Annotated in this window: 20 protein-coding genes; 14 read left to right on the top strand and 6 right to left on the bottom strand. The window is 60.0% G+C overall.

Features of this window, described 5'->3' with window-relative positions; genetic code table 11:
* The first annotated feature begins 11 nt into the window (after positions 1-11).
* The 10 genes from RQ865_RS06770 to RQ865_RS06725 all read left to right on the top strand — a co-directional run bounded on the left by RQ865_RS06770 (position 12) and on the right by RQ865_RS06725 (position 8,826).
* Positions 12-404, top strand: coding sequence for a hypothetical protein (locus RQ865_RS06770; RefSeq protein WP_311478387.1), 393 nt, complete (start codon positions 12-14; stop codon positions 402-404).
* Entirely contained in the window at positions 397-3,606 is a 3,210-nt protein-coding gene (locus RQ865_RS06765) for a phage tail tape measure protein (RefSeq protein ID WP_311478385.1), read from the top strand. The genes RQ865_RS06770 and RQ865_RS06765 overlap by 8 nt, the downstream gene beginning before the upstream one ends.
* On the top strand, positions 3,606-4,421 hold the full coding sequence (locus tag RQ865_RS06760) for a hypothetical protein (RefSeq protein ID WP_311478384.1): 816 nt from the start codon (positions 3,606-3,608) through the stop codon (positions 4,419-4,421). Before RQ865_RS06765 ends, RQ865_RS06760 begins: the two co-directional genes overlap by 1 nt.
* Positions 4,422-4,614: 193 nt before the next feature.
* Positions 4,615-5,556 carry a hypothetical protein gene (locus tag RQ865_RS06755; RefSeq protein ID WP_311478382.1) on the top strand — a complete coding sequence of 314 codons (942 nt, stop codon included), beginning with the start codon at positions 4,615-4,617 and terminating at the stop codon, positions 5,554-5,556.
* A complete protein-coding gene (locus RQ865_RS06750) occupies positions 5,549-6,445 on the top strand; it encodes a hypothetical protein (RefSeq protein ID WP_311478380.1) in 897 nt (298 codons plus the stop codon). Before RQ865_RS06755 ends, RQ865_RS06750 begins: the two co-directional genes overlap by 8 nt.
* Positions 6,445-7,002, top strand: coding sequence for a hypothetical protein (locus RQ865_RS06745; RefSeq protein WP_311478379.1), 558 nt, complete (start codon positions 6,445-6,447; stop codon positions 7,000-7,002). Before RQ865_RS06750 ends, RQ865_RS06745 begins: the two co-directional genes overlap by 1 nt.
* Before the next feature lie 141 nt (positions 7,003-7,143).
* Positions 7,144-7,881: a peptidoglycan-binding domain-containing protein gene (locus RQ865_RS06740; RefSeq protein WP_311478378.1), complete on the top strand. Its 738-nt coding sequence runs from the start codon at positions 7,144-7,146 to the stop codon at positions 7,879-7,881.
* Positions 7,882-7,889: 8 nt separating this feature from the next.
* Positions 7,890-8,300, top strand: coding sequence for a hypothetical protein (locus RQ865_RS06735; RefSeq protein WP_311478377.1), 411 nt, complete (start codon positions 7,890-7,892; stop codon positions 8,298-8,300).
* Between the two features lie 11 nt (positions 8,301-8,311).
* Positions 8,312-8,608 carry a hypothetical protein gene (locus RQ865_RS06730; protein WP_311478376.1) on the top strand — a complete coding sequence of 99 codons (297 nt, stop codon included), beginning with the start codon at positions 8,312-8,314 and terminating at the stop codon, positions 8,606-8,608.
* A complete protein-coding gene (locus RQ865_RS06725; RefSeq protein ID WP_311478375.1) occupies positions 8,608-8,826 on the top strand; it encodes a hypothetical protein in 219 nt (72 codons plus the stop codon). Before RQ865_RS06730 ends, RQ865_RS06725 begins: the two co-directional genes overlap by 1 nt.
* A 71-nt stretch (positions 8,827-8,897) precedes the next feature.
* Here RQ865_RS06725 and RQ865_RS06720 read toward each other — a convergent pair whose 3' ends face one another.
* Complete coding sequence (locus tag RQ865_RS06720; RefSeq protein WP_311478374.1) at positions 8,898-9,398, bottom strand: hypothetical protein; 501 nt, start codon at positions 9,396-9,398, stop codon at positions 8,898-8,900.
* 103 nt (positions 9,399-9,501) lie between these two features.
* On the bottom strand, positions 9,502-9,696 hold the full coding sequence (locus tag RQ865_RS06715) for a hypothetical protein (RefSeq protein WP_311478373.1): 195 nt from the start codon (positions 9,694-9,696) through the stop codon (positions 9,502-9,504).
* 684 nt (positions 9,697-10,380) lie between these two features.
* On the opposite strand from RQ865_RS06715, the gene RQ865_RS06710 reads away from it, so the two are divergent.
* Together RQ865_RS06710 and RQ865_RS06705 are read left to right on the top strand one after the other, a co-directional pair.
* The gene (locus tag RQ865_RS06710) at positions 10,381-11,022 is read left to right on the top strand and encodes a hypothetical protein (RefSeq protein WP_311478372.1); all 642 of its coding nucleotides are present in this window, start codon (positions 10,381-10,383) and stop codon (positions 11,020-11,022) included.
* 41 nt (positions 11,023-11,063) lie between these two features.
* Positions 11,064-11,441 (top strand): VOC family protein, encoded by a 378-nt coding sequence (locus RQ865_RS06705; RefSeq protein WP_311478370.1) that lies wholly within the window; start codon positions 11,064-11,066, stop codon positions 11,439-11,441.
* A gap of 138 nt (positions 11,442-11,579) precedes the next feature.
* Here RQ865_RS06705 and RQ865_RS06700 read toward each other — a convergent pair whose 3' ends face one another.
* Positions 11,580-12,020, bottom strand: coding sequence for a hypothetical protein (locus RQ865_RS06700; RefSeq protein ID WP_311478369.1), 441 nt, complete (start codon positions 12,018-12,020; stop codon positions 11,580-11,582).
* A 2-nt stretch (positions 12,021-12,022) separates the two neighbouring features.
* On the opposite strand from RQ865_RS06700, the gene RQ865_RS06695 reads away from it, so the two are divergent.
* The gene (locus RQ865_RS06695) at positions 12,023-12,370 is read left to right on the top strand and encodes a macro domain-containing protein (RefSeq protein ID WP_311478486.1); all 348 of its coding nucleotides are present in this window, start codon (positions 12,023-12,025) and stop codon (positions 12,368-12,370) included.
* Positions 12,371-12,398: 28 nt separating this feature from the next.
* Here the strand turns inward: RQ865_RS06695 and RQ865_RS06690 are convergent, their stop codons facing one another.
* Both RQ865_RS06690 and RQ865_RS06685 read right to left on the bottom strand, forming a co-directional pair.
* Entirely contained in the window at positions 12,399-12,896 is a 498-nt protein-coding gene (locus RQ865_RS06690) for a DUF2087 domain-containing protein (protein ID WP_311478367.1), read from the bottom strand.
* 73 nt (positions 12,897-12,969) lie between these two features.
* Entirely contained in the window at positions 12,970-13,800 is an 831-nt protein-coding gene (locus tag RQ865_RS06685) for an NADPH-dependent oxidoreductase (protein ID WP_311478365.1), read from the bottom strand.
* Positions 13,801-13,972: 172 nt separating this feature from the next.
* Between RQ865_RS06685 and RQ865_RS06680 the strand changes: the two genes are divergently transcribed.
* A complete protein-coding gene (locus RQ865_RS06680; protein WP_311478364.1) occupies positions 13,973-14,698 on the top strand; it encodes a thioredoxin domain-containing protein in 726 nt (241 codons plus the stop codon).
* 142 nt (positions 14,699-14,840) lie between these two features.
* Here the strand turns inward: RQ865_RS06680 and RQ865_RS06675 are convergent, their stop codons facing one another.
* A complete protein-coding gene (locus RQ865_RS06675; protein WP_311478363.1) occupies positions 14,841-15,197 on the bottom strand; it encodes an Lsr2 family protein in 357 nt (118 codons plus the stop codon).
* Between the last annotated feature and the right edge of the window lie 323 nt (positions 15,198-15,520).

Genomic DNA, 15,520 nt, shown 5'->3' with positions numbered 1-15,520 from the left:
CTCAGCCGCGCATGCGTGACGAAATCCGTCTTGCAGAGCGGTTGGGCGTATCACCGCGCAGGTTGTGGGGCGAACCGCAACAGTATCGAGCAGTTGCAGACGGCGACAGTTTTCAGGTCGTCAGGGTGGATGAGTTCACCAGCGCCGACATTGATCTGTTTCTTGCCGCGAAACAGGCGGAAGAGTCGATTTCGCCTCGGGGCATTCCGTACGAGGACGAAATGAACAAGGATGCTCGGTTCCACGTGGGTGGCCCGGACGGGCTGCCTCGCGTGAACCACGCAATCCGGGCGCAGCAGCGCGCGGATCGAGCGTTCCGGAAAAAATACGAGACCGAAGACCGCCCACTGGATGGACTGGTGTGGCCGGTCACGCTGGTGGATGGTGAGGGGCGCAATGGCTGACAAAGCGATTAAGGTTCGCCTGATTGCGGATGTGCAGAACTATCTGCAAGGCATGAAGCAGGCGTCGGAAGCAACTGAGGAGACGGCGCGCTCAGCTGAGAACATCGAGCAGTGGGGCGCGTCGTGGTCGGAGGCCGCGTCGAAGATTGGCGGCCAGCTGATGTTCATCGGCGGCGCAGCAGTCGCCGGTGTCGGGCTGGCAGTGAACGCATACGCGAACTTCGACGAAGCCATGTCGAAGGTACAGTCGGCCACGCACGCGTCCACGTCGGAGATGCAGCTGCTCACGGACGCGGCACGGCGAGCTGGTGCGGATACGGCGTATTCAGCCACGGAAGCGGCTGGCGCGATTGAAGAGCTCGCGAAAGCCGGTGTCGAGACCACTGACATTCTGAACGGTGGTTTGGACGGTGCGCTCGCGCTGGCCGCAGCAGGCAATGTTGATGTGGCGTTTGCTGCTGAGACGGCAGCGTCGGCGATGGTGCAGTTTAATCTGACGGGTAAGGACGTCACTCACGTCGCAGATTTGCTGGCAGCTGGTGCCGGTAAAGCCCAGGGTGGCGTGCAGGAGCTGTCGCAGGCGTTGGCGCAGTCGGGTTTGATTGCGTCACAGATGGGGCTGTCGATTGAAGAGACCGTGGGTGGTCTATCGGCGTTCGCATCGGCAGGCTTGATGGGGTCGGACGCGGGTACATCGTTTAAGACGATGCTGCAGCGCCTGGCGAACCCGTCAAAGGAAGCCGCCGACACGATGGCATCGCTCGGCCTGAATGCGTGGGATGCGCAGGGCAACTTCGTTGGTTTGGCCGAGTTCGCGGGACAGTTGAAAACGCGGATGTCGGAGTTGACTCCGGAAGCGCGGAACGCGGCAATGTCGATCCTGTTCGGTACCGACGCGGTACGCGCCGCGAACGTGCTGTTCGATCAGGGCCAGGAAGGCATCCAGGGGTGGATCGACAAGGTCAATGACGCTGGCTACGCCGCTGAGACGGCGGCGATCATGCAGGACAACCTCAAGGGCGATCTCGAGAAACTCGGCGGTGCCTGGGATGAACTGCTGATCGGTATGGGCGAAACCGCTGATGGGCCACTGCGTGGCATGGTGCAGGGGCTCACCAGTCTGATTGATGCGTTTACGAATCTTCCCGGCCCGATTAAAGCAACGGTAACTGTGCTGGGTGCGGTGGGCGGTGGGCTAACGCTCGCGGCGGGGGCCGCGCTCGTGCTGATCCCACGCATCGCAGAAACGAAAACCGCACTGAAGACGCTGGGCATCACGTCGGCGGATACGAAAGCCAAGCTCGGCAAGCTGTTCACGTTGAAGAACCTCGGAATCACTGCAGCAATTGTGGCAGCGACAGTGGCCGTTGACGCGTTCAATCGCGCTGTCGAAGACGGAATCCCAACGAGTGAACAACTGCGCAACGCTCTGGAGACAACGGGGAGCGCGGCTGATACGCTGACCGCTGCGTTGGATCGGACTGGTGCCGCTAAAACGTTCTTCGGTGGTCTGGAAGATTCGCAAAAGTATCTCGAGAACTTCGAAGCCACGCTGTCACGAATTTCGACAGGGAACTGGTTCGAGTGGATGGATGTAACGCAGGGTGAATGGAAATTCGCGGATGCGTTGCAGGCGGTTGGTGAGCAACTCGCACAACTAGCGGATTCCGACTTGCCACGTGCTCAGACCGCTTACCGGGCACTTGTCGAGGAATACAACCTTGGGTCGGAGGCGCAGTGGCAGTTGCTCGAGTCAATGGATGCGTATAAGGACAAGCTCACTGCGCTTGCAACTGAACAGGGTGTCAATCTTTCGGCGATGTCGGAGACGGAACGGCAAGCCTGGCTCGTTGAAGCCGCAATGGGTGACGCGGCAAGTGGTACGGACAGTCTTACCGACGCGCAACGCAAGCAAGCCAAAGCAGCCGAAAAAGCGGCTGCAGCGAACGAAGACCTGGCCGACTCAATTCGAGCGCTTGATGACCTGATGGGTGGCCTGGTTGGCGCTGAGAACAACTTCTACGAGTCCATTGATGAGGTAAACGCGGCTCTCGAGAAGAACGGGCAAAACCTGGACGTCACGACTGAGGCGGGACGTTCAAACCGTGCTGCGCTCAGGGATTTGGCGGGCGCGACCACCGATCTTGCGGCTGAATTGACTTCGGCTGGAGCGAGCACTGACGAGGTGGTCGCGAAGATGCGTGAAGGGCGCGAGGCGTTCATTGAAGCGGCTCAGGCGATGGGCCTGTCTGGTGATGAGGCGGCCGCTCTCGCAGACCAGTATGGGCTAGTTCCGGCACGAGTGACGACCGAGTTCACGGCTGATACCAGCGGGGCGGTCGCGGATGTGATCACATGGCACCGCACCGCTGACGGCATGTATGCGCAGGCCACGCTGGGCGCCGATATCTCGCCTGCAGAGGGCGAGGTCGCCGTGTGGAAGCTGCAAGCCGACGGCACATTCGCGGTCACCACGATGGACGCGGACACCGCAGCAGCCGACAGGGGAGTGATCGAGTGGAAGCAACTCGCGGACGGTACCTGGGCGGTGGCTCGCATGGGCACGGATGCGGGTATGGCGTACACCGCTACCAATCAGTGGAAGGTCATGGCGAATGGAACGATCGCGACGGCGCGCGTCGACGCGGACACGTCGATGGCGGAGGCCGCGATCTGGCGCCTGGCGGGGACCACGATCAGTATCGGGGTACAGGCAATGCTAAAGAACGCCATCGGGGGCATGTACTCGTATCAGGAGTACGCCAACGGTGGTGTTCGGTCGCACGTTCCGACCGGTATTTACCCGGGAGGCGCAAACATTCTGAAGTTCGCTGAACCAGAAACGCGATGGGAGGCATTTGTGTCTGGGAAGCGTGGTGAGGAAGAGCGAAACCGTGGCATCCTCGCCGAGGCAGCAAAGCGGCTTGGCATGGGCGTGTACCGACTACAGCAGTATGCGGATGGCGGCATCGTACGGCACGCTCGAGCTGCGGAACATCGCGCGATCACGTCCACGACTGTGATGAATAACGGTATCCCCGCTGGGTCGAAGCTTGTCCTGGAAGTAGCCGGTCAGCCGATCGAAGGCGTGGTACGGGCAATCGCATCGCCGATTGCTACTGCTGCGGCGAAGAGCGCCGTTAGCGCGTACGACTCCGGCGCGACGCTAGCGGCTATTCACGGTCAGCAGAGGGGAAGCTGATGCGGATCACGAAACTAGATTTGCCCGGCGGCCCAGCCGTGGAAGTGTTTGAAGCGGCATTGCCTGCTGGAACCACAACTGTGACACTCTGGCGCCTAGCGGATGGCAGACAGTATCAAGTGCGTGGTGCAATCCAGAAAGCGGTAGCTGGGGAGCTCACCCATATCGATCACGAAGTGCCGCTTGGTACTGAAGCGGTTTATCGAGTTGAGTGCTTCGACGCTGCCGGAACAAGAATCGCGTTGACCGACGGCGCATCCGTACTGGTTGACGTTAATGGACTCTGGGTACACAACCCGCTCGACCCGAATGGTGGCGTGGAGTGCTTCTTCCGAGGTAACGCAGTGTTCCCGGTGCATGCGCCCAATACTGGTGAAACCCAGTGGGTGCCGGGCCTCAAGGCTGGGATATTCATGGCCGGGACACAGCGAGGAATTATCGATATCGACCTCTCCCTAGAGGTCGAAACGGTTGTAAACCGAGACAAGGTCATCACCATGCTCGGGCGTGGGGAGAGAGACCTTCCCCCGATCCTGTGTTTCCGCTTCGGTTCCGACCACAAGATTCCCTTGCCACGCCCATTCTTCGCTGCAGTCCCGAACTACGGGCTGAACGACATCGATGTGCGGTACGGCGGTGACATTACTCACTTCGACGGCGCGGGGAATGAGGTGCTCCCACCGGCACCTGGACTCTTTATTCCGTTGTTGACGTACGCGCATGTCAATGCGGTGTACGACACATATCTCAAGGCGAAGCAAGACAACCTGACGTACGGCGAATTGAACCGCCGCTACGACTTGACAATGCAATAGGGGACAGCAAGTGCGAAATCTGACTGAATCAGACCTACTCATATTCATGTCGCCGGGCAGAGAGCTGCGCTTGCGAGTTGATGTCTTACGGGACGGGACCCGCGTTTCCGAAGAGCTCGCGCCAGAAGGGTTCACTCCGACAGCATTCGAAGTGTCGTGGGACCTGTCTGGGGAGATCAAGCAAGTAGCGCACGTGAATATCGTGTACGCACACCGTTACGGCGAGAGCATCGTGCCACGAGATTTCGAAGCCATGCTGGGACCGTGGGGCAACGACATTGACCTAACGCTCGAAGCACGGCTAGGAGAGCAGATAGCGAGCGTACCCGTTGGTCAGCTAATGATTACGGCAGTACCAGAAGCCACCGATTCGAGCGGGAAATACCGGTTGCAGGGACGTCGCATTGTCACCGGCTCAATGCTCACGATACGCGCGAAGTCGCAAGAAGAGCGCGTCCGACGTAACGGGTTCAGCCAAGTCACACTGAAACCAACGAAGAAATCGTCATGGGATGAAATAGTTCGGCTAACCGGGATGCTGGTGGCTAGGAATGTGCCAGACAAGTCGCCGCCACAGCTCGAGTATGAGCGCGCACAGGGCGACCGGCTAAAACAAGTACATGCGCTCGCAGCACACCTCGGTGGTGTCGCAGTCGTCGACGCATATGGTGTTTTGAACGTAGTCTCAGACACGGTTGGCGAACCGGTCGGGCGGGTCGAGGGCACGATCCTGGAAGCCCCGTACTCGGTCGAATCAGACGACGTCTATAACGAGGTGATCGGCTCGTTTGAAGATGAAGCTCGTAACCCTATCGTGGTGGAGCCCGCGAGAATCACCAGCGGCCCACTCGCAGTCGGAGGCCCATACGGCACTTACTCGCGGTTCTACGCATCCGAGTTTGTTAAGACAAAAGCTGCCGCACAATCAGCACTGCAGAAGATCTTGCAACAGGTGTCGAAACCATCATTCGCACAGAAATTCACCGCAATGCTCGACCCGCGCATGGAGATCGGCGATACCTGGACGATAGTTACACCAACCGGTGAGGAAATCACCGGGCTGGTGACGGCCATCAAATGGGCCGGTGACGTCATGGAAGGCACGCTCCAGTATCAGGAGGATGTCTATGCATGACGCGACGCAGCGGCTCATTCAGGGGCTGGGCGACGTGCAGTCATCCGCAACCGAGACGGCCACCTTCGTGAGATTCGATGGCCCGCTATGTGTTGTGATCGACGCGCTCGGGGTCGAGCAGGCATGGCGGTGGGCGGGGACAGTGATTCCGGCGCCGGGAGACTCCGTACAGGTGCAGAACTCTGGCGGTAGGCATGTGGTACTTGGCAGGACGCTCCCGACGCCGACGCAAGGGACGGTGACTGCGGTGTCATCGACGACGGTAATGGTGGAAGTAGCGGTCGGCGAATCACCAATCGAAGCTGCGGTACTGTACGCGAATCCGCAGGTCGGTGACAAGGTAGCGCTCACATACGGGCATGAGGGGTACCTGGCCAGTGGCAAGCCATCATACGTGCCGCCGCCTCCGCCGCCTCCGCAGCCTCCGCCACCGGCAGCTCCGACGACTACGAAGAAGACGTTTCGCGCAAGGATCGCCGGTAACTGGCGCAATGGTGACTGGGGATCAGGACGCCCAGCGGTCTCGGACTACCGAGTAGCTGCATGGCATTACGGCGACATCTTGGGGAAGACACTCCCCGACGACGCCGAGATCGTGCGCTGCCGAATGTATCTCCCCACCACGCAGGTGCTGTACCCGAACGCCCCGATCGTGCAGGCGCTCGCATCGCCACCACCCTCGCAAGCCGGCACCGGCCCCACCGGAGTGCTACCGGCGAGGCAGGGCTGGGTGGACATTCCCCGCGCAGTGGCAGAACAGCTGCGCACAGGTAACCGAGGCATCCGCCTCTCGGTGAACAGCGCGAACGGCGGCGGCACGCATGACATGTATAAGCCGCTCTCGGAAGACCCGATGAGCGGGGCACTCGAAATCACTTGGAGGAGCTAATGGCAGGCACAGATCAATACGGGCAGCCGACCTGGACAGACGCAGACGCAGTAAATCTGGCGGTCGATCTCACGACGGCAGCGGATTCGATCAGCTCGGGCCAGTACCGGCGCGGCACGCAAGCGCAACGCGAAGCAGCTAAGCCGTTCGAGGGCCTTGAGTGGTGGCAAACCGACGCCGATCCAGGCAAATTCCGGTACCACGCAGGGCAATGGCAGCGAGCCGACCATGAAATCGGCGAGTATCGCCACGCTCATGGGGACTGGCGTGAAACGCACTCGCGGATCACGAAACTCCCAGCAGGTGGGGTGCTTTTTACGCTCAAGCTGGTAGGTAACCGGTCGGTGAAGTGGGGCCCACAGCGTCGTCAGCTTGGGAGTATCCCTGCAGAGCTCGCGCCACCAGTCAACATCGCAGTAATGGCGACGCTTCGTACGGGAGGGAGATGGGAAGCCCACGCTGTAGAAGTCACCACAAACGGGCAAGTCGTGCTGGACAACAGCTCGGACGTGCAAGTGGATGGGACTGCGCAGCTCAATCTCACCATGAACTGGTAACCGCACCAGCTCATCACGCTACCGACCCCGGTGGCCAGACCGCCGCAGCGAGTGCTCTAGTCCGCTTGACCGGATGGTGACCATCACAGCCCCCCCTGAAACACGGGGGCATTTTTGTACCCAAAAATCGAGGAGAAAGCAATGGATATCAATACACTTGTGGCGCGGCTGAATCGGGAATACCCGACGCGCGACTGGGATCAGCAGTGCCAGCGGCTGGTGTGGAACGCAATCTATTTCCTGCTCGGCTATGCTTCTGATTCGCAGATGCGTACCTACGCTACGGCAACTGCCGCGCGGGTCGCGTCCCGTATCGAGTCGACTGATGCGAGTAAAGCGCCGGTGGGGGCGATTCATTACTGGCGGAATCCTGCCGAAGGTCACGTGGGAATCTCGCTCGGTGGCGGGCGGGTCTTGATGACCGGTACGCCGGGTAAGGTGCCGCAGCAGCTCGGGAAAAATTACGGCATCACCACGGTCGCGCACTACACGAGTGCTGCCGGGAACCCGTATTTGGGGTGGTCGCGCACGAACGGCGGGAACGCTTCGATCATTGGGCGATTGTCGGCAGCTGCGCCCGCAGCGTCTGGTAGCTCCGCGTCGAAAGATCAGTGGCGCACCATCCAGTCCTGGCTCCGCAAGCTTGGCCGCTACAGCGGTCCCGTTGATGGCGTGCCTGGCACGAACACCTGGAAGGGTGTGCAGAAAACCGTCGCGAAATACGGCTACTACCACGGCCCCATCGACGGCGTGCCAGGCATCAACACCTACAAGGGCATGCAATCGTACGCACGCGATGGCGGCGGTTACACCGGCCCCATCGATGGGGTCATGGGTCCGCGTTCGTGGGCCGGGTTCGTGAAACGCCTCTCAAGCTAGGAGACCGAATGAAGCTGGCAAAAAAACTCTGGCAGCTGATCGAAGAACCACGCACCCGCCGAGTCATGTGGTCGCTGCTGTACACCGCGATCCTCATCGCCGGCGCAGCAGCCATGATCATGCCACCGAAATCGGTTGAGTGGCAGATCGGCGAAGTGCTCACCGCCATATGGTCGGGAATGCTCACCATCGGCGGCGGCCTGGGCGCGTGGGCGACACTCACACGCTACTGGGTGATCGAGCGAATGGCGATTCTGCTGTGCGGCCATGGGGCCGCGATCTACGGCGCCACGATCTTCGTGAACCACTTCGTCGAGCACGGAAACCGCATCACCCAACTCGGGTTCGTCGTCGCATTCATCCTCGCGCTCGCGGTACGGCACTGGGACATCAGATATTGGAATCGTGACCCGCGATAGGGAGGGCCGGCATGGCGGATATTGACCTGACGGCTCTTGTCACGGTGCTCGCGACCACTGGCGTGCTCGGCTCACTGGTTGCTGGCTTTAAGGGGCTGAGTCGTCGCTGGACTGGCCGTGAAAGCCGGGAACAGGTGTCGATCCGTGGCGCGAAAGCTGAGCGTGACCGTGAGTGGCGTAAGCGACTCATTTTGGGTGAGGCGTACGCGCAGATGAAGATTCTCGCGGTTGAGGCGGGCGCGGACCCGGCCGAGGTCGCGACGGTTGATCGGCTGGTCGACAAGCTACGGGAGGAAGGAGGGGAGTGATGGGAAAGCATGGAGCTGAAGGCACGTTGGTGCCGAGCGTGCAGGTGCGGAAGTGGCTGTACGGCATCGCGTCAGCGGTGGTGCCGCTGCTGGTGCTGCTGGGCCTGGTAGCTGATGACGTGGGTCAGGCGATCCTGACCGTGGCTGCTGCAGTGCTGGCCGTTGGGTCGTCAGCGCTGGCGGGCGTGAACGTCCGCAACCCCGGTGATGAGAGTTAGTCAATGATTAGGGATAGCCCCCTCGCGCTGTAGTGGCGTGAGGGGGCTATTTTGTGATTCAGGGCTATGAATCAGGCGGAGGCGGCCACTTTCTTACGGCGGCCGGGGGTGGTGTCGCGGGTTTCGAGCCAGCGTTCAATCGCGTGGAGGTTGAACAGCGGCCCCTGAGCAGTTTCGATTACCGGCGGCGGGAAGCCGGTGATCTTGGTGAACTGGCGTGCGCGCTGGCGGGTTACTCCAGCGCGGTCAGCGATCTCGGCGAATCCGACAACCGGCGGGAAGATCGGTTCTGCGAGTTCAGCGTCGAAAGCTGCAGGGGTGATAGCACGAAGCTCAGTGATGTCGATGGTTCCGAACGGGGCTGTTGCGGCGCGAATGGCATCGGTTGCGCACTCAATGGCGTCGATTGCGGTCGGCGCAGTGACGGTCATGGTGGCGTGAGCTTCTGTGAAGTCCCGTGACACGCTCTGGGATGCACCGTAAGCGCCGAGCGCGTCGAGGACATCGAATGCGGTGTCTTCGGTGAGTCGCGGCGTGATGGTGTAGCCGATGCTGGCGTGCCAGGTGGTCACTGGTGTTCCTTTCTTGTTTGTTGTGAGTGGTGCCAACTTGGGGTGTTTTGGGCTACGGTGGAGGGGATCTAGCTTCCCGCGCTTGATTCCCTCCACCTGGTTCTTAGCCCTGGTATCCGCTCCGTCTCAGTTCTGCGAGCATGTTGGCCCATGCTCTACGGTCTGAGGCGGTCAGGTGGATCATGACCGGGTTCTTGGTGATGTCGGGTGGGTACAGCATGTACCCGCTCTTTTTTTGTTTCACGGTCCAGCCCTGATCTTCCAGGTTGCGGATGAGCTTTTTCAGCTCTTTCTCCAAGTGGTGGCACCTCCTCTCTATTGAGTTTTGCTATGCCACCTAATTGGTGACAGTGACAATAATATCAAATGTTGTCGACGGAAACAAGGCGGCGGAATTGTAGCGCTAACCTCATGCGTGAAACTCACTGCGAACGGGTGTGCTCCCAGGTGTAACAGAGCCAGTTTTCGTGCCCACATTTTGCCCACATTTTGCCCACATTTGAGCAAACCTGAGCTAACCCGAGCACGCCTGAGATAGCCCGAGTGCCCTAGAAAACACAAGGAAGTCGCCAACTTCCGCATAACCCCAATACCCCCAAAATTGGGTTCGAGTCCCCTCAGGTCCACCAAATAAAGGCGGCCCCGTGAGGGGCCGTTTTTATTTGGTGAAAGTGGCTGGGCACGAGAACCCCTTGGTGGGGCCCCGTCGCCGGAGGCTCCGCGCGTCGTTGGTGACGCGTGGAGATGGTGATGGGGAGTCGAGTCCCCTCAGGCCCATTCTCGGTAAGCCCCCGACACCTCACCCAACACCCGGTACGTATCGACCGGATCCTCGAAGGTGCGAGTCGTGTGCGCCAACTCTCGCAACCCCTCATTGGGCCCCAGCAGCATCAGCAACCGGGTTAACAAACGCCGCCATCCCAGGGTCCTCTCTACGCAGCGGCGGCACGCCTACGAGAGAGGTGTACAATGGCGTCCTCTAATGGCTGTCATGGAGGACAGCCGAGTCGACGGATGCGAGGTGCTCATGGAGTTGTCAGTTCCTGTGTGGATGCCCGCGTTCTGGTGGAGAGGCGCAGCGCAGCATGTCCGAGAATGGGTGCCCGAAGACCCGGACCAGGAGGATCACCGTGAACCTCGTTGGAGTGACACTTCCGAGCAGCGCTGGAGACTGATTGCCTCTACCGTTGCCCTCGTCGGAGACGAGCTCGCCGCGGGGCGGTGGACCATCGATGAAGATGACGACACGTACTACGGAATGGTGGCGGCTCCGGTACCGGAACCACTGACGGAGACTGAGCGGCACATCGTGACCTCATGGTTTTCTGCCGGCGAAGCAGTGTGCGTCGACCCCTGGTTCGAGCCCATCACCAACGGGCGGCACCGTCTCTGGAACACGTTGACGCACTTTGGCGATCGGTTGGTTCCCGTCGCCAGCGATGCACTGGGATACGCGACACCGACCAACACCGAAGTTCTTGGCGAAGCGTGGCCTGAGCTGTATCGAGCGCACGTCGACGACCTCGCAGCGATCGAGTGGTTCGACCTGCACGACCCGATGAACTCCCGCTTTGCCCATGCGATCGATCAGGCAGCACGCGGTGAGCACCCTGCACCCCGATAGAACCGTTCGGCTGGTCAGGTGATGCGTCCTAGCATGGAGAGATGCCAGCAATCGGACGCCTCACGCAACTCGTCTTTGAGTGCAAGGACCCCACAGCAGAAGCACTCTTCTGGCAGAAAGTCCTGGATCTTGCACCGGCCACCGGTGATGACCAGTGGTTGACGCTGGACTGGGAGCCTGTCGGACGCCTCTCTTTCCATCGCGTCTCCGATTACGAACCCCCGCAGTGGCCGGGCCACAGAGGCGAGCTGCAGGTTCACCTTGACCTGCTAGTCGATGACCTCTCGGAGGCATGTGCCGCCGTCGAGGCAGCAGGCGGCCACCCACTCACTGACGTCTTGGACCCAGGCCCGAAAGCCTGGCGCATCTACGCTGACCCCGCAGGCCATCCCTTTTGCCTCGTCACAGTGCCCGAATGACCCCACTCTTCCTGGTAGTCAGACTTGGCCGGCAGAGTGGTAGGGCTGCGACGTGGGCGTCGAGGTCTTCGATCGTGGTGGCGGTGATGGTGATCAGGCCGTTGTAGCGCAGAATCCCGTGCCCGGCGGTGAGGTTGGTTACGTCGTTACTTCGACGTAGCCGTCGTAGCTGCGGCCGTTCATCGCTTCTTCAAACTCGGCGCGGGACATCGAAACCACCTGATCACCGTCAGTGTGGCAAGTGACGGCTGCGATGTTCTCGTGGGTGGGGAGAAACTCAAAATGCCACTCGCCATCAACTACCGTCACGTTGAACAGTTCGGCGTTGTAGTGCGGGTCAAAACCATCGCGGTTCGATACGCCATCGCGCATGGCGTCGAGAAATACCACGCTATCGATTTCAGTGGCACACATGCTTGCTGCTTCAAGCAACGGCAATTCGGGTGCGGTTTGTCTCAGATCAGGTAGTTGTGTGCTTGATGCGTTGCTTGCCGGAGGAATATCTTCGGCGGTGGTGGCAGCGCATGAAGTCAGCAGCAATGTCATTCCGATCGCAGCGGTTATCCGAACCAATCGCATAGCTGCCAGCTTATGCGACCACGACAGCGGGCGCGCTCAACGCCAAATGGGTGATTCACACAGTCGGCCCAAATTATGGGGTCGGCAACCGCAACCCCGAGCTGCTCACATCCTGCTATCGTCGCGTGCTCGAGGTCGCTGACGCACTCGGAGCGCGCAGTATCGCGTTCCCGCTCATCAGTGCCGGTGTGTACCGCTGGCCGCTGCGCGATGCCGTCAAAATCGCGGTCACGACACTGCTGACCACTGAAACTAACGTTGCAGATATCCGGATCGTGGCGTTCACAGAAGACACGTTTGAACTCATCGAAACCGTGCTGACGCAGTGCGGCAAAGGCGTCAATTGCTAACCTGCCCGCTGCTCAGAAACGCACCGGGCTAAGTGCCAATGTGCCCCGACTCTCGCAGCGCATACTGGGCGCCATCGGCTGAGCGTTCGAGAAATCCACTGTCGACGGCATCGCGACGAATCAGCGCAAAATCGCGGCAAAACATGGCGATGCCAGCGTTGAGCTCGGGCTCTGAAAGCGTCTGCGAACGAGCAAAGCGGTCGAATACGATCGACACGATCCGCTGCGACAGCTCCATACGTTCACCAGCATCCGCTGGCATTTCCGACACCTGCGAGGCATCGAGAATGGCGCGATCCGAAATCGTCGACATGAGCGCGGATGCGGTGTCACGCGCCAGTGCAGCATCGACCTGACCAGATTCATCCAGCCAATTGAGCGGCGGTAAAGACGCACCCGTAGCATCGGTCTGATTGCCACTGAGCCGAGCCGCAAGTGCCAGCCGCAGTTTGGGTGTGGCGAGCAGCGAAAACAGCATTCGTGCTCGTCGCACCGCCTCATGAACCTGATCAGTCTCGTGAGTCATTGGGCCAGCATATGCGCATCGGCGCGAAACTATCTCCCGGGAACGAACTATCGCACCGGTTTGCGGCCAGTCGTTAGCGTGACTCAAGGCCGAGCTGCGCTAACCACTCGCGCATCTTTTCGCGCCCGTGCAAGCCCTTGAGGCTGCCGACGCGGCCAAGAATGGTGCGCTGCCAGCTGTAGTCGGGTTTGCCATAGTTCGCGTAGTATCCGGCAAGCCGAGATTCATATTCGGCAACTGGTTCACGCCAGGCATCAGCATCGTAGCTTTCGTGGTGCACGACCGCTGCCATCGGAACGCGGGGTTTGATACCAGCCTGTTCGCTCGGGTCGGGCCAGCCAAGCGACATCCCAAACGCCGGGAAAACATGGGGCGGTAGATTCAGCTCGTCGGCTACCGCCATCGGATTATTGCGCACCGAACCCACGAACACCCCTCCCATTCCGAGCGATTCGGCAGCCAGCAGGGTGTTTTGTGCCGCGATGCCGCAATCAACAAAACCAACGAGAGTGTTCTCGAGATAGGGGAGCGACTCGACCTGAGCATCGGCCGCCTCAGCCATAGCCACTGCTCGGTGCAAGTCGACCACCCAAACCAGGAATACTTCGGCCGACGCTACGTAGGGGTGACCGCCAATTGCTGCCGAGATTCGTTGCATCCGGTCGCGATCACGAATAGCGACCACGCTGAAAAGTTGCAGGTTTGATGAGACCGAAGCAGATAGCCCCGCCGCCAGGATCGTGTTGAGTTCGGTTTCGGTGATTGGTTGGTCGGTAAACTTCCGTACCGAGCGGTGCCGTAATTGCAGCGCAATGGTTTCGGATGCGGCAGCCGGTAGCGAAGCAAACGATTCGTCTGCGTAGCGGGTGGCAATGAGCTTGGCGACATCGGCAGCGGTGGTCAACAGAACGCCCTTTCTTGAGGTGCGAGGGGTGGCACGGTATTAGCAGCCTAATAGGCGACGGTCGAAAGCAATCTGTCGCAGAACTGTGCGACCAGTGCGCTCTGAGACGCGATTTGGTGGTTGCCGCCAATACAATGGCGGCAGGAATTTTGTTTGAAGCCAGGGAGTTTCTATGAAGAGCCAGAATCGTCGGGTCGCCGTGATCGTGAGTATTGCGGGTGCTCTCGCACTGGGTGGCTGCGCCGCGAGCACAGACGCGCAGCACACGCCCGCCAGCACGCAGTCGGAAGAGCCACCGGTGCTGACGCAGACAGGCCCCACAGAATCGGGCACGCAGCCCGTGCAAACTCCCTCGGCAATCGAGGTTGAAGCCACCCCGAGCTACATGGTGTACGGCGACCCGAATGCCAAAACCACCATCGACATTTATTCCGACTACCTCTGCCCGCACTGCGCACAGTATGCCAGCGACGTGTTGCCCGAGCTCAAGTCGGATGCGCTCGCCGGCAGCGACATCAAAGTGGTGCTACACGACTTCCGGGTGATTGATGATTCGGGCTCAATGCTGACAGCGGTGGCGGCTCGTGCCGCAGGTGAACAGGGCAAATTCGATGAAATGCACGCGGTGTTGATGCAGGAGCAACAATCGCTGCATGACCACCTCAGCGCAGACACTTTGGATGAGGAAGTGATGGTCGAGCTGGCAAAACAAGCTGGTGTGCCCGACCTGCAGAAGTTCGAGAGCGACATCAACAACGTCGCGCTCAGTCGCGGCGTTGTCGAGGATGAGCGGCAGGGTGAACAGATGAATGTGGACGGCACCCCGGCGGTTTTCGTGAATGGTGAGCGTGTCAAGCAGCCAACTCTCAACGAGATCCGCAAACTGACACGCGGTTAACGGCCGCGCACGCTCACTGCTCGCTAACGATGCGAGCAAATGAGAGCAGGCCTGGCGTCAATGGTCGAAAGGCCAGTTGGCGAAAAAGGTTCGCCCCGCACGAAGGTGACGGGGCGAACCTTTTTTGAAGGGGCAGTGCCTATTATTCACCGTTACCCTGTGAAGCATCGAATGCTTCGATAATGTCGGTGGGCACCCGGCCGCGGTCGGCCACCTCGTAGCCGTTTGCGCGGGCCCACTTGCGCACGGCAGCAAGGTCGCGCTTCGGGCCGGTTGAGGGCAGCTGCGTGCGCGTGCCGCGAACCTGACGGCCGCCGGTGCGGCGAGCAACGGAAACATAGGTCTGGAGCTTTTCGCGAAGCTCGGCCGCGTTCTCGGGGCCGAGGTCAATTTCGTAGTCGACACCGTCGAGTCCGAACTTTACGGTCTCGCCCTGTCCGTTTGAGAGTACGGTGCCGTCGAGGTCGTCAACGATCTGGTAAATAACCTTGCGGGCCATTATTGCCTTTCAGTACTGGTGAGTATCCATGTGAATGATCACAGGTATCATTCAATTATCGTTCTGGATGCAATTGATTTGCAACCGGCGGTGTGTGGGTTTGGCAAACTCTCAGTTTTTTGATGGGCTTCGCGTCGGCTGTCGTCCCCAGTGATTTGTTCTACAAGCTGCACTTAGAGGGCAACCTGGTGAAATCTATGGCTCGAATTGCATTTCGGGGCCGACACAATAGCAACTAAGATCGACCAGCGCATTACGACGAGTTCCTAGGCGCGAATGAAAGAACCCCAAACCGCGTTTGCGGGGTGCCAGCAAGTTGAAAC

Source organism: uncultured Gulosibacter sp., assembly GCF_963509965.1.
In the GTDB taxonomy this organism is placed as follows: Bacteria; Actinomycetota; Actinomycetes; order Actinomycetales; family Microbacteriaceae; genus Gulosibacter.
Note: the sequence above shows the minus strand (reverse complement) of the source record. Positions and strands in the feature narration are given on the sequence as shown.

What these genes read in the sequence shown, in the direction of transcription:
- RQ865_RS06770 (WP_311478387.1), top strand. Translation starts at nt 12, where the DNA reads ATGCGTGACGAAATCCGTCTTGCAGAGCGGTTGGGCGTATCACCGCGC.
- RQ865_RS06765 (WP_311478385.1), top strand. Translation starts at nt 397, where the DNA reads ATGGCTGACAAAGCGATTAAGGTTCGCCTGATTGCGGATGTGCAGAAC.
- RQ865_RS06760 (WP_311478384.1), top strand. Translation starts at nt 3,606, where the DNA reads ATGCGGATCACGAAACTAGATTTGCCCGGCGGCCCAGCCGTGGAAGTG.
- RQ865_RS06750 (WP_311478380.1), top strand. Translation starts at nt 5,549, where the DNA reads ATGCATGACGCGACGCAGCGGCTCATTCAGGGGCTGGGCGACGTGCAG.
- RQ865_RS06745 (WP_311478379.1), top strand. Translation starts at nt 6,445, where the DNA reads ATGGCAGGCACAGATCAATACGGGCAGCCGACCTGGACAGACGCAGAC.
- RQ865_RS06740 (WP_311478378.1), top strand. Translation starts at nt 7,144, where the DNA reads ATGGATATCAATACACTTGTGGCGCGGCTGAATCGGGAATACCCGACG.
- RQ865_RS06735 (WP_311478377.1), top strand. Translation starts at nt 7,890, where the DNA reads ATGAAGCTGGCAAAAAAACTCTGGCAGCTGATCGAAGAACCACGCACC.
- RQ865_RS06730 (WP_311478376.1), top strand. Translation starts at nt 8,312, where the DNA reads ATGGCGGATATTGACCTGACGGCTCTTGTCACGGTGCTCGCGACCACT.
- RQ865_RS06725 (WP_311478375.1), top strand. Translation starts at nt 8,608, where the DNA reads ATGGGAAAGCATGGAGCTGAAGGCACGTTGGTGCCGAGCGTGCAGGTG.
- RQ865_RS06710 (WP_311478372.1), top strand. Translation starts at nt 10,381, where the DNA reads ATGGCTGTCATGGAGGACAGCCGAGTCGACGGATGCGAGGTGCTCATG.
- RQ865_RS06705 (WP_311478370.1), top strand. Translation starts at nt 11,064, where the DNA reads ATGCCAGCAATCGGACGCCTCACGCAACTCGTCTTTGAGTGCAAGGAC.
- RQ865_RS06700 (WP_311478369.1), bottom strand. Translation starts at nt 12,020, where the DNA reads ATGCGATTGGTTCGGATAACCGCTGCGATCGGAATGACATTGCTGCTG.
- RQ865_RS06690 (WP_311478367.1), bottom strand. Translation starts at nt 12,896, where the DNA reads ATGACTCACGAGACTGATCAGGTTCATGAGGCGGTGCGACGAGCACGA.
- RQ865_RS06680 (WP_311478364.1), top strand. Translation starts at nt 13,973, where the DNA reads ATGAAGAGCCAGAATCGTCGGGTCGCCGTGATCGTGAGTATTGCGGGT.
- RQ865_RS06675 (WP_311478363.1), bottom strand. Translation starts at nt 15,197, where the DNA reads ATGGCCCGCAAGGTTATTTACCAGATCGTTGACGACCTCGACGGCACC.